Source organism: Paenibacillus sp. FW126-R14, assembly GCF_058789495.1.
This window is the reverse complement of record NZ_JBYTBS010000071.1, coordinates 1-18,183: the sequence shown is the minus strand read 5'-3', so window position 1 is coordinate 18,183 and position 18,183 is coordinate 1. Positions and strand designations below refer to the sequence as shown.

The following is an 18,183-nucleotide window of genomic DNA, read 5'->3' as shown; positions in this document are numbered from 1 at the left end:
TTCGGCCCCTCTCCTTAGACATACTGCTATGTGCAAGATACATGGCCTTGGGAGCGGGGCTGTTTTCGATCAGGAGGGTTTGTGAATGATAAAGTTTCGCAACCGGCTTTCCAAATGGTTATGCGGGGTTTCTGTGATCTCCATGATTTTGCCTTATGGAGCTGCCCACGCTGCAATACCTGACTTGGAGAGTCAAATTGTTGACTCGCGTCAAATGGAAATCGCCCCTGGCGCTGCCTATAACTGGTATGACATGAAGCTGGAACGGGGATATGAGAAAGTGCATACCATCGAGTTCAATCCGCAAGCAGGAAAGCTGGATTTGCAGCCGGGCAAGACCGATGGCAAAGTGTACGGCATGCAAGGCGTTTCCACAATGGCCAGCGACGCCGACCGGCCCGGCAACCGGGTCATCGCAGGGCTGAATGGCGATTTCTATGATTTGGCGAACGGCATCCCGCTTGGCATGTTCATGGGAGATGGGAAAATTTTGACGAGCCCGCCGGGCGACTGGTATGCTTTCGGCCTAAAATCAGACGGAACCAGCCTGTATGGGCCAAGTCCCAAATTGACGCGGACCGTAACGATCGGCAGCAAAACGACGCCGATTACGCATATAAACCGTTTGCGGGGCACGGATGCGTTTGTTATGTATTCGTCTGATTATTACACGTCAACCATGACGAACGATCTTGGCGATGAGGTCGTTCTGGACGTCCTCGAAGGCGATGTGAAAAGCGGACAAACGATGAAGCTTAAAGTAGTCGAAGTGCATAAAGACAAAGGCAACAGTGTTCTCGCGGAAGGCAAAGTGGTGTTATCCGCAGCAGGCAATGCCAGAAATACGCTCAGCGGACTTCGCATCGGCGATGAGGTATCAGCCAGCTTTGAGCTTGAAGCAGCGTGGCGTGACGTCAAAATGGTGATCGGCGGCTCTGAGCTGCTGGTGAAGGACGGCGTCGTGCAGCCGAATAGCGATACGGCCGTTCATCCACGGTCGGCCATTGGCACCAAAGCGGACGGAACGATTGTGATGTTCGAGGTGGATGGCCGCAGCCCGGGCTTTAGTGAAGGGGTGCAGCTGCAGGAGTTAGGTCAACTGATGAAGAAACTCGGTGTTGTACAAGCTTTGAACTTAGACGGCGGCGGCTCTTCGACGGTCGTGGTCAAGCTTCCCGGGCAAGATGCAAGACAGGTAATGAACAGACCTTCAGACGGCGGTGAAAGGAAGACAGCCAACGGCTTGCTGCTCGTGAACAAGGCCCCTGAGGGAGCGGCCTCCAAGCTGCTGATTCAGCCGAACTTTGAGCGCGTTCTTGCTGGTTCTTCCTTCAGCTTCCAGTCCGCTGCTGTCGATGAATCGGGTCATCCGGCTCCATATTCGGGAGAGCGTTCTTGGCAGCTCGATGCTGCCGTAGGGGCAGTGGACCGTTCAGGTAAGTTTCTTGCAGGCCAAGCGGCAGGATTGGCCGAATTGACCGTCAACGGAGAGGGGCTGTCCTCCGGCAAAGCCAAGGTAGAAGTCGTGGACGAGTTGACAGCATTGAAGTTCCCCGATGCCGTAAAAACATTTGCATCAGGCAAATCAACGGATCTAACCGTAACAGCGCTGCGCAACGGCCAAGTGGTGCATGCGGACAATAGCAGGTTAACTTGGCGGGTAGAGGGCCCGATTGGCGCGATTGATGCGAAAGGGACATTTACGGCAACAGCCGAAACGGAAAAAAGCGGTAAAATTTATGTGAGCTATCATGGAGTTGAGACATCAATGGACGTCACCGTAGGTCTGCCGCCCGTCATCCTGGAAGATTTCGAGAACGGATTGGGCAATTATTTGGAAAGCTCATCGGCTCAAGCGGTAAAAAGCATTGCAAGCATAGAGACGAGCGAAGACTTCGTAAGGTTCGGGAGAAAAGCGCTCAGGCTTGAATATGATTTTACGGGCAAGCCCGGCACTTCCGGTGCGTATTTGACGGCAAAAGATGTCGCCTCCCGCATTCAAATTCCGGGATACCCGGAGAAAATCAGCATGTGGGTGTATGGGGATGGCCGCACGCACTGGCTAAGAGCGCAGCTCAGGGATGTGAACGGGACGATTCCGATTGATTTTACCGACCAGAATACGGGTGTGAACTGGACCGGTTGGAAATACGTAGAAGCGGTCGTTCCGAAAGGCAGAGCGCTCCCGCTTACGATCGATATGCCTGTTCGTTACATGGAAACTCAAGCGTCTAAGAAAGATGCCGGGGTGCTCTATATCGATCAGATTCGCGCCCTGTACGGCCCTGCCAAGGACGATATGGACCCGCCGATTCTCAAAAATATGATGCCGGAAGATGGCGCAACCGTGCATACGAACACGCCGACCATTCGGGCATATGGCGAAGACTATGGCTACAATTACGAAACGAATCCAGGCACGACGCTGATTGATCCGGACAAAATCCGGATGTATTTGGATGATCATCTCGTTACGCATGCCCTGTACCCGCCGGAGGGACGCATCTGGCATACGCCTGATGTTCCGCTAGCTGACGGTGTACACAAGGTTAAGCTTCAGATTAAAGACTTGTCCGGCAACCAAACGACGAAAGAATGGACGTTCACGGTTGACACTGGCGCTCCTAAGATCGCGTATCAAGCGCAGGAAGAGACTTACGCCGGAAATACGTACACAGTGGATATCAAAGGCGTGAAGGCGGCAAAAATCCGCGACGGCCAAATCGAATTCGTTTTTGATCCAACGAAGGTCGAAGGACTGCAAGCCATCAAAGGCGGCAAGCTTGCCGACAGCATGTGGCAAACATCGGTTAATCCAGCTCAAGGCACCGTTCGGTTAACTTGGACAGGAATCGATACAGCCGCTCTTTCGGACAATGATCTTCTAGGCCAAATTTCCTACCGCATCAGATCGGATGCCACGGGGTCTAACGAGATTGCCTTCCGTTCAGGATCCATTCGGTTCACGGATTCGGGAGAGACGCAGTTCGCTTTCTTTGGTCTTCCCATTTCTTCCACGATCAAGAACCATCTGTCATTAAGCTGGGATGAATTTGGCGTCGTGCAAGGCTATACAACGAAGTTTACGGTGAAAGATGAGCAAGGTCAGGCAGTCCAAGGCGTGAAACTGCTTGCTGACGGAACTGAAATAGGTACGACCGACGCACAAGGAATGTTACTAACCAATACGTTGACATCTGTTGTAAATGAGTACAAACTGCAAGCGGTAAAGGACCCAAAGTACAGTCCACTGGTGAGTTTCAAGGTCTCGCCGTTGGCAGGCACGCCGGTTCCTTACAACATCAGCTTGACGATGGGCGATGATCCGACGACTTCGAGGTATTTGACCTGGCATACGCATCCTGGCATTGAATCTACGGTTGTAGAAATCGTCAAAGAAGCGGAATTTAAAGATTTTACACAATCAAATGTGATGAAATTTACGGGAAGCAGCTATGTATACAATACGTACGATTTAGGTACGGTTCGGGTACATAAAGCTATTGCAAACGGATTAGAACCGAATACGCGCTATGTTTACCGGGTCGGAGACGGCAGCGGGAATGTGAGCTCCCATGGTTCGTTTCAGACAACGGCAGCCAGTGGCGATCATACGAAATTTCTTTACTTTGCCGATTCGCAAGCGGCTGATTTAAACGGCTATAAACTATGGGGGAACACGGTTGCCAAAGCCGTAGAAGAGCATCCGGACGCGGAATTTATGGTGCATGCCGGGGATATGATCGATAGCGGCTTTAAGGAAAGCGAATGGAATATGTGGTTTAGCGCAGCGCAAGACAAATTGATGAATAAGACGCTAGTCGCGCTTATAGGGAACCATGAAGTGATGGGCATGCGGGAAAACAACGATTTCCTTGCTCATTTCAATCAGCCGGGCAATGGCGTTAGTACGCTCAAAGGAACGAACTTCTCTTTTGACTACAAAGACATGCATTTTGTGGTGCTCAACAGCGAATATGCGTATGAAGAGCAGAAGGAATGGCTGCGCCAGGACCTTGCAAGCACCACGAAGAAATGGAAGGTGGTTGCCTTCCACAGAGGCCCGTACGGCAGTATTTATGATACGGCTATCGTCCGGGAACAGTGGGTGCCGGTATTTGACGAGTTCAAGGTTGACCTGGGCATTAACGGACACGATCATATTTATTTGCGGACTTTCCCGATGAAAGACGGTAAACCGGCCCCCGAGGGGCAAGGAACCACATATATGGTGGCAGGCTCAACAGGACCTAAGTTTTATTCGCTGACGGCCAGAGATTGGCAGAAAGTAACCGATGCGGAAAATACGCAAATGTATGCGTCGGTCGACATTCAAGGCGATGAAATGAAAGTTGTCACCAAAACGGTAGGCGGACGCATTGTGGATGAGTTTACGTTGAAGAAAACGGCCGCACCGGAAACATTTGAGTTAAATACGGATCGTTCTTCCTATAACGTGGAAGTTGGAGCAACTCATCAAACGGTTGTTACAGCAACCTACAGCTCTTCGGGAGCTGCCCAAGATGTTACAGCGTTATCCTCCTTTCAAGTAGCCGATAACCGCATTGCCTCCGTTGACGAGCGAGGGCTCGTGACGGGCCTGGCTGAAGGCAGTACGACGCTCACGGTACAATATGGAGGGAAACAGGCGACTGCTCAAGTTCATGTTCTAAAAAGAGTTGTACAGCAAGCGTCGACGACGCTTTCCGGACCTATAAGCGTTCAGCCGAACGAGGCTTTCACGTTGTCTTTCGGGTTAAAAAATGTGCAGCAGCCAATACTGGCTCAGGATCTGAATTATCAATATGATTCGAATTTATATGAATTCGTGGACGCACAAACGACGGCAGACGGTGTGAAAATCCTGAACGCATTGACACAAGCACCGGGTGTTATTCGTCTAATCGTTATAAGCGAAGGGCTCTCGCATGCGATCTCATCCGATTCGGTCTTCATTGAACTTCACTTCCGTGCGAAATCTGTGGCGCAAACGGCCAGCGGCTCGATTGCCGTTGCCAGCGCGACTCTGGGAGATGGGGAAGGAAATGAACACATAGCGGCACCGTCAAGCGTCTATGTCGAGGTCACGGTTCCAAGAGGCTTGCCGGGCGATTCGAACCACGACGGCAAGTACACGATCAGCGACCTTGCATTCGCAGCAGCACACTACGGCAAAGACCGCACGCATCCGGATTGGAGTCTCATTCAATCTGCGGATTACGACGGTAACGGATTGATCGATATTCTCGATCTTGTGGCTATCGCCAGAAAAATTTTGGAATAAGCGGGAAATTCATTTGAGGCTGTTCCCAAGGTCGTTCGCGATCTCGGGAGCAGCCTTTTGGTGCGCAGAGAAGCAGAGGGCGCTGATCCGTAAACATTTAGGGGAAACTGTTGCTATACAAAATGTAGTTTGGGCTGAATTTGTCCAAGTTTTTTCGGTTAAGCTTGAATAAAGGAATATTCAGTTGCAGAGACAAGCCTTCATTTGACATATTATAGTAAAGTGCAGCAGCAGCTTCTGAACCGGGCAAGGCACCAAGATGACCCTTTTCCTTCCACTTGATACGTGTATGACGACGATTGAGGATCAAGTGAGTTATAATGAACAATAGGATATGTAAGGGAGGATGAGCCATGCTTTATATTATCATTCTAGTTCCCGTGCTTTTGCTTATGCTGTTTGGGGTTCTTAAATTAACTCGCAAAGTCAGAGATAAAGTAGAAACGGCGAAAGTAATTAATATGTCCTTGTATCGAACGAAGAAGGCTTCCGCTCCGAACAAAAGTGCTTGTTCCTTCTGCCGGAAGAAGGAAAAAAAGCTGGCGTTCTATTCGGACGAGCAGGGCAGAGTAGTGGGGGTTTGTTCCGTTTGCAGGCCCCAGGCTGAGCGCCGAGCGCTGATGAGGCTGTGAGGATGTGAGAGCCGGTCGTATGCGACCCAGGATCAGGACAGGATCAGGACCATCAGAACAAGACGGCGCGTCGAGTTGAGATACTCGTGTGCGGCAGGGGCTGCGTAGACGTATTGCGCGCTAGCGTAGTGAGTGTCATTGCTGACGGACTGAGAGGCCGTTATTTAATGGAAAAGAACCACTTTGAACGTGTAGCGGACACCAGTGCTGTTACTTGCTTAATGGGGACTAAACTCGCCGCGCAATCGGCAAATAAGGTCTCTGGTGTCCGCCAACAGAAACATACGACGCTTTTCGCGAAGATAACGGCCGCTGTGTCCGAATCGTGATGGGGCGGAAACACGATTTCAAGAAACGGTTGGAGTCCCATCTCGTATTCCCTCCCCGTGCTCGAACGCATGGATTTATACAAAAACCCAGCCGCTGGCTGGGTTTTTCTTGTTTCATTTCTATCGCGAACATGATTCACGTCCTCCCTTATCAGTTAAACTGATAGAACTTATAAATTCATTATAATTGACCTATGGGAAAACCTATGATAGGTTCAAGAGAGTGAAAAATTATGCGACAAAATAAATGGGGATTTTCTTATTACTGCAAGATACGAGAGGTGGATTTTGTTGGAACTTCAAGTCACGAACAGTCCTTTTAATCAGGAGCAGGTAGAACTGCTAAATCGTCTGCTGCCTACCCTGACAGAATCACAACGAGTTTGGTTGAGCGGTTATTTTACTGCAATCAATGGAGCGGCAGGATCGGCGAGTGCGGTCTCGGCACCGGTAACGGCTGCGGCGCCAACCGTCGAGACGGTTTCCAAAGAAGTTACGGTGCTCTTCGGATCACAGTCCGGTAAAGCGCAAGGATTAGCTAAGAAGTTTTCGAAAAAGCTAGAAGAGCAAGGATTTCAGGTAACGCTTTCTTCCATGTCCGATTTCAAGCCGAACGGTTTGAAGAAGGTGCAAAATTTGTTGGTCCTTGTCAGCACCCATGGCGAAGGAGTTCCGCCGGATAATGCTATTTCTTTCCATGAGTTCCTTCACAGCAAAAGAGCGCCTCAACTGGATGGATTGCGGTATTCGGTGCTCTCGCTTGGCGATACGTCTTATGAATTCTTCTGCCAAACAGGTAAAGATTTCGACAAGCGTTTGGGTGAGCTTGGGGGTAAACAGCTTGCGCCGCGCGTCGATTGCGATGTAGATTTCGATGAACCGGCAGCAGAGTGGATGAGCAGCGTACTAAGCTCGCTTAGCGCAGCTTCCGCATCGTCTTCCGCTGCTGTGAGCGGGGCACCTGCAAGCACAGCGACTGGCGCAGAGTCCGAATTTTCAAGAACGAATCCGTTCGAGGCGGAAGTGCTTGAGAACTTGAATTTGAACGGCCGCGGGTCAGACCGCGAAACACGGCACGTGGAAATCTCGCTGGAAGGCTCGAACCTTCAGTATGAGCCAGGCGATTGCCTAGGCATTTATCCGGAAAATCATCCTCGTCTCGTCGAGGAATTGATCGAAGCTATGGGCTGGGACGCCGACGAGTCCGTAACGGTCAATAAAAACGGTGACAAACGTTCCGTTCGGTATGCCTTAACTCGTAACTTCGAGATTACCGTATTAACGAAGCCATTGCTTGAGCAAATTGCCAAATTGACGACAAATACGGATTTGAACGGACTTGTAGCACCTGGGAACGAGCAGGAGCTTAAAGCATATATCAGCGGCAGAGATCTGCTTGATTTGGTACAGGACTACTCGCTGAAAGGAATTGCAGCCGGTGAATTTATTGCGGTTCTTCGCAAAATGCCTGCCCGCTTATACTCCATCGCGAGCAGCTCGAAAGCATTCCCGGATGAAGTGCACGTAACCGTCCGTGCCGTACGCTACGAAGCTCGCGGACGTGAACGTTACGGCGTGTGCTCCGTGCAGTTGGCGGAAAGAGTAAAAGCCGGCGAAACATTGCCGGTATACATTCAAAACAATCCGAATTTCAAATTGCCGGAAAATCCGGATACGCCGGTCATTATGATCGGACCTGGCACAGGGGTGGCACCTTTCCGCGCATTCCTAGGAGAGCGTGAAGAAACGGGTGCGGAAGGGAAAACATGGTTATTCTATGGCGACCAGCATTTCTCAACGGACTTCCTGTATCAGATTGAATGGCAGCGCTGGTTGAAGGATGGCGTGTTGACGCGCATGGATGTTGCGTTCTCCCGCGATACCGATCAAAAAGTGTATGTCCAGCACCGGATGCTTGAGAAAAGCAAAGAACTGTATCAATGGCTGCAAGAAGGAGCCAGCGTGTACGTCTGCGGGGACGAGAAGCGCATGGCGCATGATGTTCATGAAACATTGGCAACAATTATTGAACAAGAGGGCGGGTTCAGCTCGGAAGAAGCTGCTGAATACTTGTCCCGTATGCAACAGCAGAAACGCTATCAGCGGGACGTCTACTAAGACGAACCCGTTGATTGCTAGAGGAGAGAGCCGATATGTCAGAAAATAATTTACTGTCGAAGAACAGCGCACCGCATAGCGAAGTTGAACATATTAAACTAAGAACCAATTATTTGCGCGGAAGTCTCGAAGAGACGCTTATCGATACCATTACGGGATCTATCCCCGAGGATGATAACCGCTTGATGAAGTTCCATGGCAGCTATATGCAGGATGACAGGGATCTGCGCAACGAAAGGCAAAAGCAAAAGCTGGAGCCTGCTTACCAGTTCATGCTGCGCGTTCGTGCTGCCGGCGGTGTCGTGACACCGGATCAATGGTTAATGATGGATAGCGTCGCACAAAAATATGCAAACGGTACGATCCGTTTGACAACGCGCCAATCCTTCCAGCTTCACGGCGTGATCAAATGGAACCTGAAAAAAACGATCCAAGAAGTTAACGCTTCTTTGCTTAGCACATTGGCTGCTTGCGGCGACGTGAACCGTAACGTTATGTGCAATCCTAACCCTTACCTTTCTGATGTGCATGGTGAAGTTTACGAATGGGCTTGCCGCATCAGCAACCATCTGGATCCGCAGACACGCGCTTATCATGAGATTTGGCTGGACGGAGAGAAAATCGTAGACAGTCAGGACGCCGAGCAAGAGCCGATTTATGGAAAAGTGTACTTGCCGCGTAAGTTCAAAATCGGCATCGCGGTTCCGCCATCCAATGATGTGGACGTTTTCTCCCAAGATCTCGGCTTCATCGCGATTGTAGAAGACGGTAAATTGAAAGGCTTTAACGTTACCGTTGGCGGCGGCATGGGGATGACGCACGGCGATACGCTGACATACCCGCAAGTTGCCCAAGTCATCGGCTTCGTAACGCCGGATCAAGTGGTTGATGTGGCAGAAAAAACCGTTACGATTCAGCGTGATTATGGCGATCGTTCCGTACGCAAACATGCACGTTTCAAATATACGATTGACGACCGCGGCATCGAATGGTTCGTTGAAGAACTAACCGCTCGCCTAGGTTGGAAGCTTGAAGCCGCACGTCCTTACCATTTTGATGATAATGGAGATCGTTATGGATGGGTCAAAGGAAGCAACGGCAAATGGCATTTCACATTGTTTATCCAAAACGGACGCGTGAAAGATGAAGATAACTACCGTTTGTTGACAGGACTTCGTGAAATTGCCAAAATTCATTCCGGTGATTTCCGACTTACAGCGAACCAGAATTTGATTATCGGAAACGTTAGCGCTCAAAAGAAGAAGAAGATCGAAGAACTCATCAAGGAGCACGGTCTTACAGATGGTCTTCATTACTCCGCGCTGCGCAGAAGTTCCATGGCCTGCGTATCTCTTCCGACTTGCGGCATGGCGATGGCGGAAGCCGAGCGTTATCTGCCTGAGTTGATGGAGAAAATCGAGCCTATGCTGGATGAAGTAGGACTTAGTGAGAAAGAAATCACCATCCGTATGACGGGATGCCCGAACGGGTGCGCACGTCCGATGCTGGCGGAGCTTGCCTTCATCGGGAAAGCACCGGGAAAATACAACATGTATTTGGGCGGCGGCCATGCCGGCAACCGACTCAACAAGCTGTATAAAGAAAACATCGGCGAAGCTGAGATTTTACAGTCGCTTCAGCCGATTATTACGCAATATGCGAAAGAGCGTTGGGATGGCGAGCACTTCGGTGATTTTGTCATTCGCGCCGGCTATGTGAAGGAAGTTCGTTCCGGTCAAGAGTTTCACGCATAATCATGGTTGACAGGGCTGTCCCGAAGGTCTGAAAAGGATCTGACGGATAGCCTTTTTTAATTGTGGTAACCTATGGGAAGGTTTGATGTACAAGGAGCAGAATACAATGGACGATTCGGTGTTATTGCAAATAACGAAAGCTCAAAACAGGAAAACTTTATACCATTTTACGAGAGCGAAAAATCTGAAGGCAATTGCTCATTTCGATACGCTGTTTTCCAGTTATAGTATCCAACCTGTCTACGGAGGCGAACGCCGGTTAAAGCCCGAGCCTGTCGATTATCACGATCAAGAGATCACGATCAATTCACACCTGAGAATTGCTGACAGCATGATCGATGCCTCCACAACGCAAAAACAATTCCGGACCTACCTGGACCGACATGTGTTCTTTTGGCCGACATTACGGGATTGTCAAAAAATGATGGCCACCTACGCCCGGAGAGAGCCGCAGGAGGCCTTTGCTGTTCTGGCATTTCATGCCTATAACCTGTTATCCCATGCCGAAGTAAAGCTATCCAAATACGATTCGGGCAGCTCGCCGCGATTTCCAAAGCATTGTTCGTATAAGAAGAGCTTGGCTATGTTTTTACCGCTTAAGGAGTTTAGTCTCGTTAAGAATGATTTGGTGCCCAGTACGCCATCTCAAATACGCGAGGTTCTTATTGAAGGCAATATGCATGGTGTGAAGGACCTTTTAACAGCTGTTTATGTGAGCGGAAATGAGACTCTAGCTTTCCCAGACAGCTGGGGGCACTTAAGGAAACCATGGTCGGATATCGTGGAGTTGTAATATTTCCTACAACGATTTTCGAGCAGACATGCAACTACCGGGCCTTATCCCACATACACTGTTACATCAAACAAATGGATAGGTTTAAACAGCAGTGACGAGGAGGGGGACGGATGAGATTTACGGTGCAATATATACCTCTAAGTAAAATTAAACCGGAAAGTACCATAACCAAAACCTCGGGACGAAAAAAAGAACTAAAAAAAGTCGCGCAAGACCTTATGCACCTTTTGGTTGTGCAGAAAAGCAGAAAGGCGAAGGGCTACGTCATTATTGATGGCCATCATCATTTTCATTTCCTCAAAAAGCATACATCGAAACAAACAGCAGTGTGTTTGGTCGATGAGAGCAAGTTGTCGGCAGGCATCGGGAAGTTCGTTCAGCAATTTCGCAAACGATCGCTTCCTTACGACGTACCTGCTATTCGTCCGGATCGAGTGACGGTTAGCAGTTGGTCGATCATACGTACTTTTATGAAACGGGAGCCGCGGTTTCGCCATCTTTCTCGCAGACAGCAGTTAAAGGTGCTACGACTTGGTATGCAGTATAAAAAAACCACGGTCCGCAGCATGCAAGCCAAAGTCGACGAGTTATTGAAAAAAGCGATAACGAATTAAATAAAGCAATCGGAAGTTACAGGAGCTGCAGCAGTTCTCGTGTCCGATCATGCGGCGATGGAACCGATCCATCGCTTTTTGTCGTTGTTGTTCCCCTCGCTTAACAAACGGGAAGATGTGTTTAATAGTGATAACTGAATCTTTTATCTATTCAAACACTTAAGTCCTCGTATATACTCATAGAAACGTAAAGAGACATTTAACTGAAAGGAATGATAACCGTGAATGTTCAAAAATTGTTTGTAGAAATGCCCGTTTTTGAAACAAAACGCTTGCTCTTGAGGTCCATTACGCTGGATGATGCTTTAGACTACTTCGATTTTGCTTCTGACCCCCAGGTTTCGGTTTTCACGACTTGGGATACTCATCGATCGATTGCTGAATCGCAGAATTTTATTCATAGAGTTCTGGGGAAGTATGAATCTAAATCAGCTTACCACTGGGGGATAATCGACAAAAGCACAGGCAAGCTGATTGGCAGAACGGGTTTTATTCGTTGGGATGCAGATCACCAAAAGACGGAAATAGGCTATGGCGTTTCGAGCCGGTACTGGAATCAGGGAATTATCACGGAGGCTACTGAAAGTATTATCAGATACGGATTCGAGGAGTTGGATCTGAATCGGATCGAGGGAAGATGCAACAATCATAACGTAGGTTCCGGTCGTGTTATGGAAAAACTGGGAATGAAGTTTGAAGGTATTTTGCGCGAACAGATGAAAATAAAAGGGAAATTCGTAGACCAACGGATGTATGCGATTCTTAACAAAGACTTTCGCGGGATAGTATAGATGAGTGAAGGAGTGAATGGACCATGATTGAAAACGTACGCACAAGTAATGTACAGCGGTTTGCCGGCTTTGGCGCATTGTATGACCAGAATCGTCCCGCGGCTCCGCAAGAAGTCGTCAAGTTGTTAACTACATACTTGCAGCGAAAACCGCAAACGGTCGTTGACGTCGGATGTGGCACAGGGCTCTCGACTTTTTTGTGGCTGAATGAAGCTGAACGAATCATTGGCGTAGAGCCAAACGACGATATGCGCGCGGTAGCCGTTAGCAAGTGGGAGGCGAGCAATCGACCTGATCATCTGCAGTTTGTAAAAGGGCTTTCCCATGAGCTGGACCTGCCATCGGCATCTGCCGACGTCATCACTTGCTCGCAGTCGTTCCATTGGATGGAGCCGCAAAGCACGCTTCGCGAGTTCGCCCGCGTACTCCGTCCCGGCGGCGTATTCGCCGCGTATGACTGTGATTGGCCGCCGGCGTTCGATTGGAAGATCGAGGAGCAGTACCAGCGGCTAATCACACTTGGCGACGCGCGCGCGTTAAAGCTGGCTCCGAAGGAGCAGCAGGCTCACAAGTGGAACAAGGAGGAGCATTTGCAGCAAATTCGGAGTTCAGGCTTATTCCGCTATGCCAGAGAGATCGTCTTTCATAACTGGGAAGCTTGCGATGCAGAGCGTTATGCCAATCTTGCTTTAAGCCAGGGTGGCTTGCAAACGGCATTGAAATTAGGCGCACATGAGCTGAACGACGAAATCAACGCTTTCCGTGAACAAGTAGCAGAGGCATTCGGCGGTGAAGAAAAGGAAATTTTATTTGGTTACCGATTGCGCATGGGCGTTGTCTAGTTTCATTGAAATTAATGGCAGTTTTTACAGGTTTCAGAAACGAAAGTTTCCCTTTCACTTGACATCAACGACAATCGGATCAAGCAGTCGTCCATGCACATAAGGGAGCAGCCGCCAACGCCCCTTTTCGGGCAGCATCATGGAGGTTGGAAGCGCTCTGTGGGCACCATTAAGCGGTCCGCCCAAAGCGTTCGATGAGCTCAAGGGGTCTGAAGCGAAAACCTGGATCATGTTATCGGATCCTTCTTTTACCGCTTTGACCTCGAAGGGCCCGTTCAACTGTTCATCCGTTCCCCAAAAGTGCCACATATATTTCTGAGACTTCCCTGCGATGAACCCTGCATCAATAAAACCGATTTTTTTTTCTATTCCATGAAGCCAATAAACATCGGATTGGAACATCGGAGTGATTTCCCAAGATGGTTTTTGCATATGCAGCATCAATTTACCATACATACTGTCATTCACTTTCACATCGATTCGCCACATGCCATCCAGTGGAAGTGCAAATCTGACCGCGTATCTTTCGAGTCCGGAGTAACCGCTGCTTGGTTCTTTGATGATCTCGGAAGAAACTGTTTCCACCAGACCAGTTCCCAAATGTGCTGCTTGAATCGTCAACGATTTCCCCATAAAACTCTCGAAAGGTTCTTCAAAATGAAAAAGATAGCCGTTCATTTCCCCGGCTCTTGCGTCAGGTTGGGGAGAAAGGGAAAGCAGCAACCGCCCATGCTCATAATATTGTGTCTGTTCGGCAACAGACCTAGTCGATACCTCCATAGTAGGAGTATCAAAGAAGGTGAGCTTATCTTTATTCGCGAAGATGACAAACACAAACAATACAATGGCTGCTGGTAAAAGCGTTGCAAGGGCAAACGAGGAGAATCTGCGGTTTCTGCGTGCATTTCTTACTCGTATCAGTACTTTGTTTTTCAATTGAGGTGTGAAAATTTGTTCACCTCAATAAATAAGACCGTTCAAAGCGCAAAAGGTTCCCTTATGAATAAAAAGAGTTAAGCGTAGAAGCCGCTCAACTCCTTTTTGTTATGCTCCCAAATTTGATATCCGATCGATCAGGCCGGCGATGCCATTGATGGTCGCAAGGATTTGGGAATTTTGCAGTTTATCCAGCGCCAGATGCCCGTTTTCCACCACCTGATTAATCTCTTCTAATAAGATTTTATTTTTATCTACCAATTGCTGATGAAAATCTTTGGCGAAGGCCGGTACGCTTTGCAAATTAAATTGCTCGATTTGTGTTTGTAAGGCTAGCAATTGCTTTTCGAGCTCCTTTTTTGTCTCGGGATTCGTAGCGGCATCTTTGATCAACTGCGGTGCTTGCTCAGCAAAGGCACTCAGCTTATTGATATGCGCAGTTGCTTGATTCACATAGTCTACGGAATGACTGGCTCCTTCGAACATCGAACATGCGCCCAACACCATGGAGGATACAAGTACGAAAAGCAGCATCGATTTTCTCATCAATTTCACTTCCTCTTTCGCGTAATTTGAGAATACATGAATTGTTTGGTATTGTTTTATTACGCTTTTATAGAAAGTAGAGTTTCAAAGGAATAGAAGGGAGCACATGGAAATGTCAGCATTTATTGATAAAATCGCGTTAATTCGCATCGTTGACGGTCAAATCTTGGCTACACGCTCGAAGGGGAAAGAATTATTTTATTTGCCGGGAGGTAAAAGAGACCCTGGTGAGACCGATACCGAGACGCTGATCCGGGAAATTGAAGAGGAGCTTTCTGTACGTGTTACGCCGGAAACGGTTAAACATTTCGGCAATTTCGAAGCGCAAGCGGACGGCAAGTCAGAGGGAATAGTCGTAAAAATGGCTTGTTATACGGCAGATTTTGACGGCGAATTGAGCCCCGCTTCCGAAATCGATGAATTGGCGTGGCTGTCCTACAAGGACCGGGATCGTGCATCTCGCGTCGTTCAAATTATTTTTGATCATTTGCATGAGAAGAATTTGCTGTCTTAAAATAGTGCAACTAAATCTCACTGTTGACGTCAAATTAGGACAGAGGGGAGAGAGTTGTATTGTCTATATTCAAAAAAGCGGCGGTTCAAGCTGCTGCGCTTTGCGTATTGGCCTCGGCAGGAACCGCCTATGCGTATGACGTATCCTTAAAGCCGTTCACGGATGTAACCGATCAAGATTGGTTTCAAAATGAAGTGTATTCGCTATCCGCGATTGGAATTATTGACGGATATTCAGATTTAACGTATAAACCGGACAATACGTTGACCCGGGAAGCTTTCATTAAACTGTTGATGACGGCCAAGCAGCAAGAACCAGCATCCGCCTCCGCTTTGGTTGGAGCGCCTTCGGATGTGAACCAGACAAGGTGGTCGTATCCATTCGTATCCGCGGCTTATGAGCGGAAATGGATTGATTTCTTGGTGGATTCGCAAGGCATGCTCCATCCGGAAAATGCAATTACCAGAGAAGAAGTGGCAAGCGTTGTAGGCAAAGCGTTACTCGATTCTCAGCCGGCCGAAGCTCGCAATCGCTGGACGGCTCAAGGCTGGAAAGAGGAGAAAGGGAAGAGAAACTTTGCCGACAGCGCGGCCATCAGCGATAAACTCGGGCCATATGCTTACTTTGCGGTCAACCAAGGGATCATGGAAGGTGATCAGACAGGGTTTCACCCGCAGCTATCACTAACACGTAAAGAAGCGGCTGCCATCATTTATCGTCTTATTGACACAGAGGTGGCTGCGCGCGGAATAGAGAAGACAGGCTTCTATGCGATTCGTTCTTATCCGGCAATTAAACGTATGCCCCTGCTGAATCAAGTTACTTTCGGATGGTCGCATCTGACCTACACAGCCGCAGGCACTGCCAAGCTGGAGACAGACACAACGGAATACCGTATTCCGTCCGGATGGGAAGAGGCCGTACAGTCAGCGGATGCGGCTAAGATCGATAAAGATTTGATGGTTTATTACGGAGGAAAGAATCTTAAGGAATTTTTGAAGGACGAGCCTGCTCAGAAAGCTTTTATCCAGTCTTTAAAGGGAGTTCTTACTGATACAAGATATGGTTTCACCGGAGTGACGATGGATTTCGAGGGACTCATGGAAGCCGCTAGCGCACCGGACTACATCCAATTTCTCAAAGCCTTGAAAGCGACCATACCGACATACCCGATGTCTGTAGCCGTCCAGCCGGATTATTATTACAAAGGCTATGATCTTAAGGAAATCGGCGCTTTAGCGGATTCGGTCATCCTTATGGCCTATGATTTTACGCATCTTGACAGTAAACTGCCATCTGCTCCGCTACCGCTTGTGAACGATGCTGTGAAACGAACACTGGCGTACGTTCCGAAAGAAAAGCTCGTGCTCGGCATTTCCAAGCAGGCCAATCAATGGATTACCGTTAACGGTCAATCCGAATTGTTCAATCCGGACATCGAGGCCGTTGAGAACCGCCTGAAGGCGCCGGGAGCGGATCAAGGTTTGAGTCTGCCTTTTTTTCTGAGGGAAGTCGTCTTTCAAGATGATCGGGGAAGTCACGAAATGTATTATGAAGACACGACAAGTATAGAGAAGAAAGTATGGCTTGCGAAGTACTACGGATTAAAAGGTATTTCATTATGGTACATGGGCAATTATACCGATTCTGATTGGGCAATATTCTCAAAATAAAATTAATTACGGACAGTCCAAAACGACAAGTTTTGGGCTGTTTTTTTTCTACAGCGGAATAACCAACATACTATGCTTGTTTTCAAGGTTTTGGAGGTATGCTAATGGATCTTTTCTAAATCTTCTCCGCAGTACACTTTCGTTCAGTCTGCAGTTCCAGCGTTCTTTTTGTTGTTTGTAATTTTCATAAGAAACAAGACTTAACCTGTTCGTCAAGTCTTCCTGTTGTAATGCATCATCAACAAGCACTACGTACTCTCCATTGCGAAGTATGTATTCATTCCAGCTCCTACGGCCTGTCATCCGTCGATGACGGGTCTTCGTCTGCCTGAAAAACCGTTCATGATCATTGTTCGTTCGAGGTAAGTGGCCATGATCGTAACAAGAAAATAAACCTTTCCAGAAACCCTTGGTGTAACTCGTCACATTCTTTACCATGGAAACATCTGTATCCCGGTCGTAAGTTCTCCATAACCACTCTATAATGGCTTCCATTTCCTTACGCACCGTGCTGCTGGATTTATTTTCAGTCGGTTCTAACGCAGAGACGATGCGCCGAATTGGATCCATCCATCGGCATACTTCCTGAAATTGATTCTCGAATGTATTAAGTTTACTAAATATTCTGACGATGGATTGAAGTATAGAGGGCCCCTTTTTTACTCAGGCACTGTTCCAGTGAGGCCTGAATGGCTTTGGCATTTTGGTAAATTCGCATTCCTGGCAGATCCAGTGGCGGATTTCCGTCTTCTAGCAGCAGAGACCGTACCGAAGCAATGTACCCCTTAGCTACCTCGGTCTCTACGGAGTTCTGAGATTCTATTTTTCGTTCAATTTCTCGAATCCCACGAAGGCTTTTCTTGATCTCTGTTTTAAGTTTACGATCTAGGTCTACAACAGGTTTGGCAATGTCTTTCAGGTAATGGTATTGACAGTATTGGTAAGGAACATGGGGCAGCAAGGTTTCAAATGCTAGACGAATAGACTGTTGTCCATCACTCACAATGCCAATAATAGGATAGCCAAGCTCGACAATGGGACGAATAAGATTTTGTAGTTCTTCAGAGGAGCTACTCTTTAAGTTTTTCGCACTCAGTACAGTGCCACTGAACACTTCACGAATCACATAAAGTGTTTCATTCCCCTTCTCAGGTTGAACACCGTCCATGGATAGCAGTAAGCCTCCATTTTGTTCAGAAACGCTTTTTAATACTTCGCGGACATGTTGATCAACACTTGCGCCAAGTAGTGCAAGATACCGCTCGTACAGCATCTGCGCGTTTCGATCTGTCGTTTTGACACCGAGGCGGTTTAGTTCGTCAGCAATTTCTTGACGTGTCATATGATGTTTAAA

The 18,183-nt window shown here is 48.2% G+C and carries 15 protein-coding genes; 11 read left to right on the top strand and 4 right to left on the bottom strand.

Translation table 11 applies throughout. The features are described 5' to 3' along the window. Window positions 1-85 precede the first annotated feature (85 nt). The 9 genes from AC3WRW_RS29415 (at window position 86) to AC3WRW_RS29375 (ending at window position 13,160) form a co-directional block, all read left to right on the top strand. Entirely contained in the window at window positions 86-5,284 is a 5,199-nt protein-coding gene (locus tag AC3WRW_RS29415) for a phosphodiester glycosidase family protein (protein ID WP_492549769.1), read from the top strand. Window positions 5,285-5,637: 353 nt separating this feature from the next. Beyond that, the gene (locus AC3WRW_RS29410) at window positions 5,638-5,916 is read left to right on the top strand and encodes a hypothetical protein (protein WP_492549768.1); all 279 of its coding nucleotides are present in this window, start codon (window positions 5,638-5,640) and stop codon (window positions 5,914-5,916) included. A gap of 113 nt (window positions 5,917-6,029) precedes the next feature. Then, window positions 6,030-6,245 carry a hypothetical protein gene (locus AC3WRW_RS29405; RefSeq protein WP_492549767.1) on the top strand — a complete coding sequence of 72 codons (216 nt, stop codon included), beginning with the start codon at window positions 6,030-6,032 and terminating at the stop codon, window positions 6,243-6,245. 291 nt (window positions 6,246-6,536) lie between these two features. After that, window positions 6,537-8,363 carry an assimilatory sulfite reductase (NADPH) flavoprotein subunit gene (locus AC3WRW_RS29400; RefSeq protein ID WP_492549766.1) on the top strand — a complete coding sequence of 609 codons (1,827 nt, stop codon included), beginning with the start codon at window positions 6,537-6,539 and terminating at the stop codon, window positions 8,361-8,363. 35 nt (window positions 8,364-8,398) lie between these two features. Next, window positions 8,399-10,117, top strand: a complete 1,719-nt coding sequence (cysI, locus tag AC3WRW_RS29395) for an assimilatory sulfite reductase (NADPH) hemoprotein subunit (protein WP_492549765.1) — start codon at window positions 8,399-8,401, stop codon at window positions 10,115-10,117. Between the two features lie 106 nt (window positions 10,118-10,223). After that, window positions 10,224-10,910: a DUF7002 family protein gene (locus AC3WRW_RS29390; protein ID WP_492549764.1), complete on the top strand. Its 687-nt coding sequence runs from the start codon at window positions 10,224-10,226 to the stop codon at window positions 10,908-10,910. Window positions 10,911-11,023: 113 nt separating this feature from the next. Further along, window positions 11,024-11,527 (top strand): hypothetical protein, encoded by a 504-nt coding sequence (locus tag AC3WRW_RS29385; RefSeq protein ID WP_492549763.1) that lies wholly within the window; start codon window positions 11,024-11,026, stop codon window positions 11,525-11,527. 221 nt (window positions 11,528-11,748) lie between these two features. Next, a complete protein-coding gene (locus AC3WRW_RS29380; RefSeq protein WP_492549762.1) occupies window positions 11,749-12,318 on the top strand; it encodes a GNAT family N-acetyltransferase in 570 nt (189 codons plus the stop codon). A gap of 23 nt (window positions 12,319-12,341) precedes the next feature. After that, a complete protein-coding gene (locus tag AC3WRW_RS29375; RefSeq protein ID WP_492549761.1) occupies window positions 12,342-13,160 on the top strand; it encodes a class I SAM-dependent methyltransferase in 819 nt (272 codons plus the stop codon). A gap of 54 nt (window positions 13,161-13,214) precedes the next feature. On the opposite strand, the gene AC3WRW_RS29370 is transcribed toward AC3WRW_RS29375, so the two are convergent. Together AC3WRW_RS29370 and AC3WRW_RS29365 are read right to left on the bottom strand one after the other, a co-directional pair. Continuing rightward, window positions 13,215-14,096, bottom strand: coding sequence for a DUF4871 domain-containing protein (locus AC3WRW_RS29370; RefSeq protein WP_492549760.1), 882 nt, complete (start codon window positions 14,094-14,096; stop codon window positions 13,215-13,217). A gap of 108 nt (window positions 14,097-14,204) precedes the next feature. After that, on the bottom strand, window positions 14,205-14,642 hold the full coding sequence (locus tag AC3WRW_RS29365) for a DUF6376 family protein (RefSeq protein ID WP_492549759.1): 438 nt from the start codon (window positions 14,640-14,642) through the stop codon (window positions 14,205-14,207). Between the two features lie 112 nt (window positions 14,643-14,754). Between AC3WRW_RS29365 and AC3WRW_RS29360 the strand changes: the two genes are divergently transcribed. Further along, window positions 14,755-15,156: an NUDIX hydrolase gene (locus AC3WRW_RS29360; RefSeq protein ID WP_492549758.1), complete on the top strand. Its 402-nt coding sequence runs from the start codon at window positions 14,755-14,757 to the stop codon at window positions 15,154-15,156. A 59-nt stretch (window positions 15,157-15,215) separates the two neighbouring features. Beyond that, window positions 15,216-16,829: a glycosyl hydrolase family 18 protein gene (locus AC3WRW_RS29355; protein ID WP_492549757.1), complete on the top strand. Its 1,614-nt coding sequence runs from the start codon at window positions 15,216-15,218 to the stop codon at window positions 16,827-16,829. A 48-nt stretch (window positions 16,830-16,877) separates the two neighbouring features. Here the strand turns inward: AC3WRW_RS29355 and AC3WRW_RS29350 are convergent, their stop codons facing one another. Next, entirely contained in the window at window positions 16,878-17,399 is a 522-nt protein-coding gene (locus AC3WRW_RS29350; protein ID WP_492549756.1) for a hypothetical protein, read from the bottom strand. A 46-nt stretch (window positions 17,400-17,445) separates the two neighbouring features. Beyond that, a partial coding sequence (locus AC3WRW_RS29345) for a transposase (RefSeq protein ID WP_492549755.1) occupies window positions 17,446-18,183 on the bottom strand: 738 nt, incomplete at its 5' end.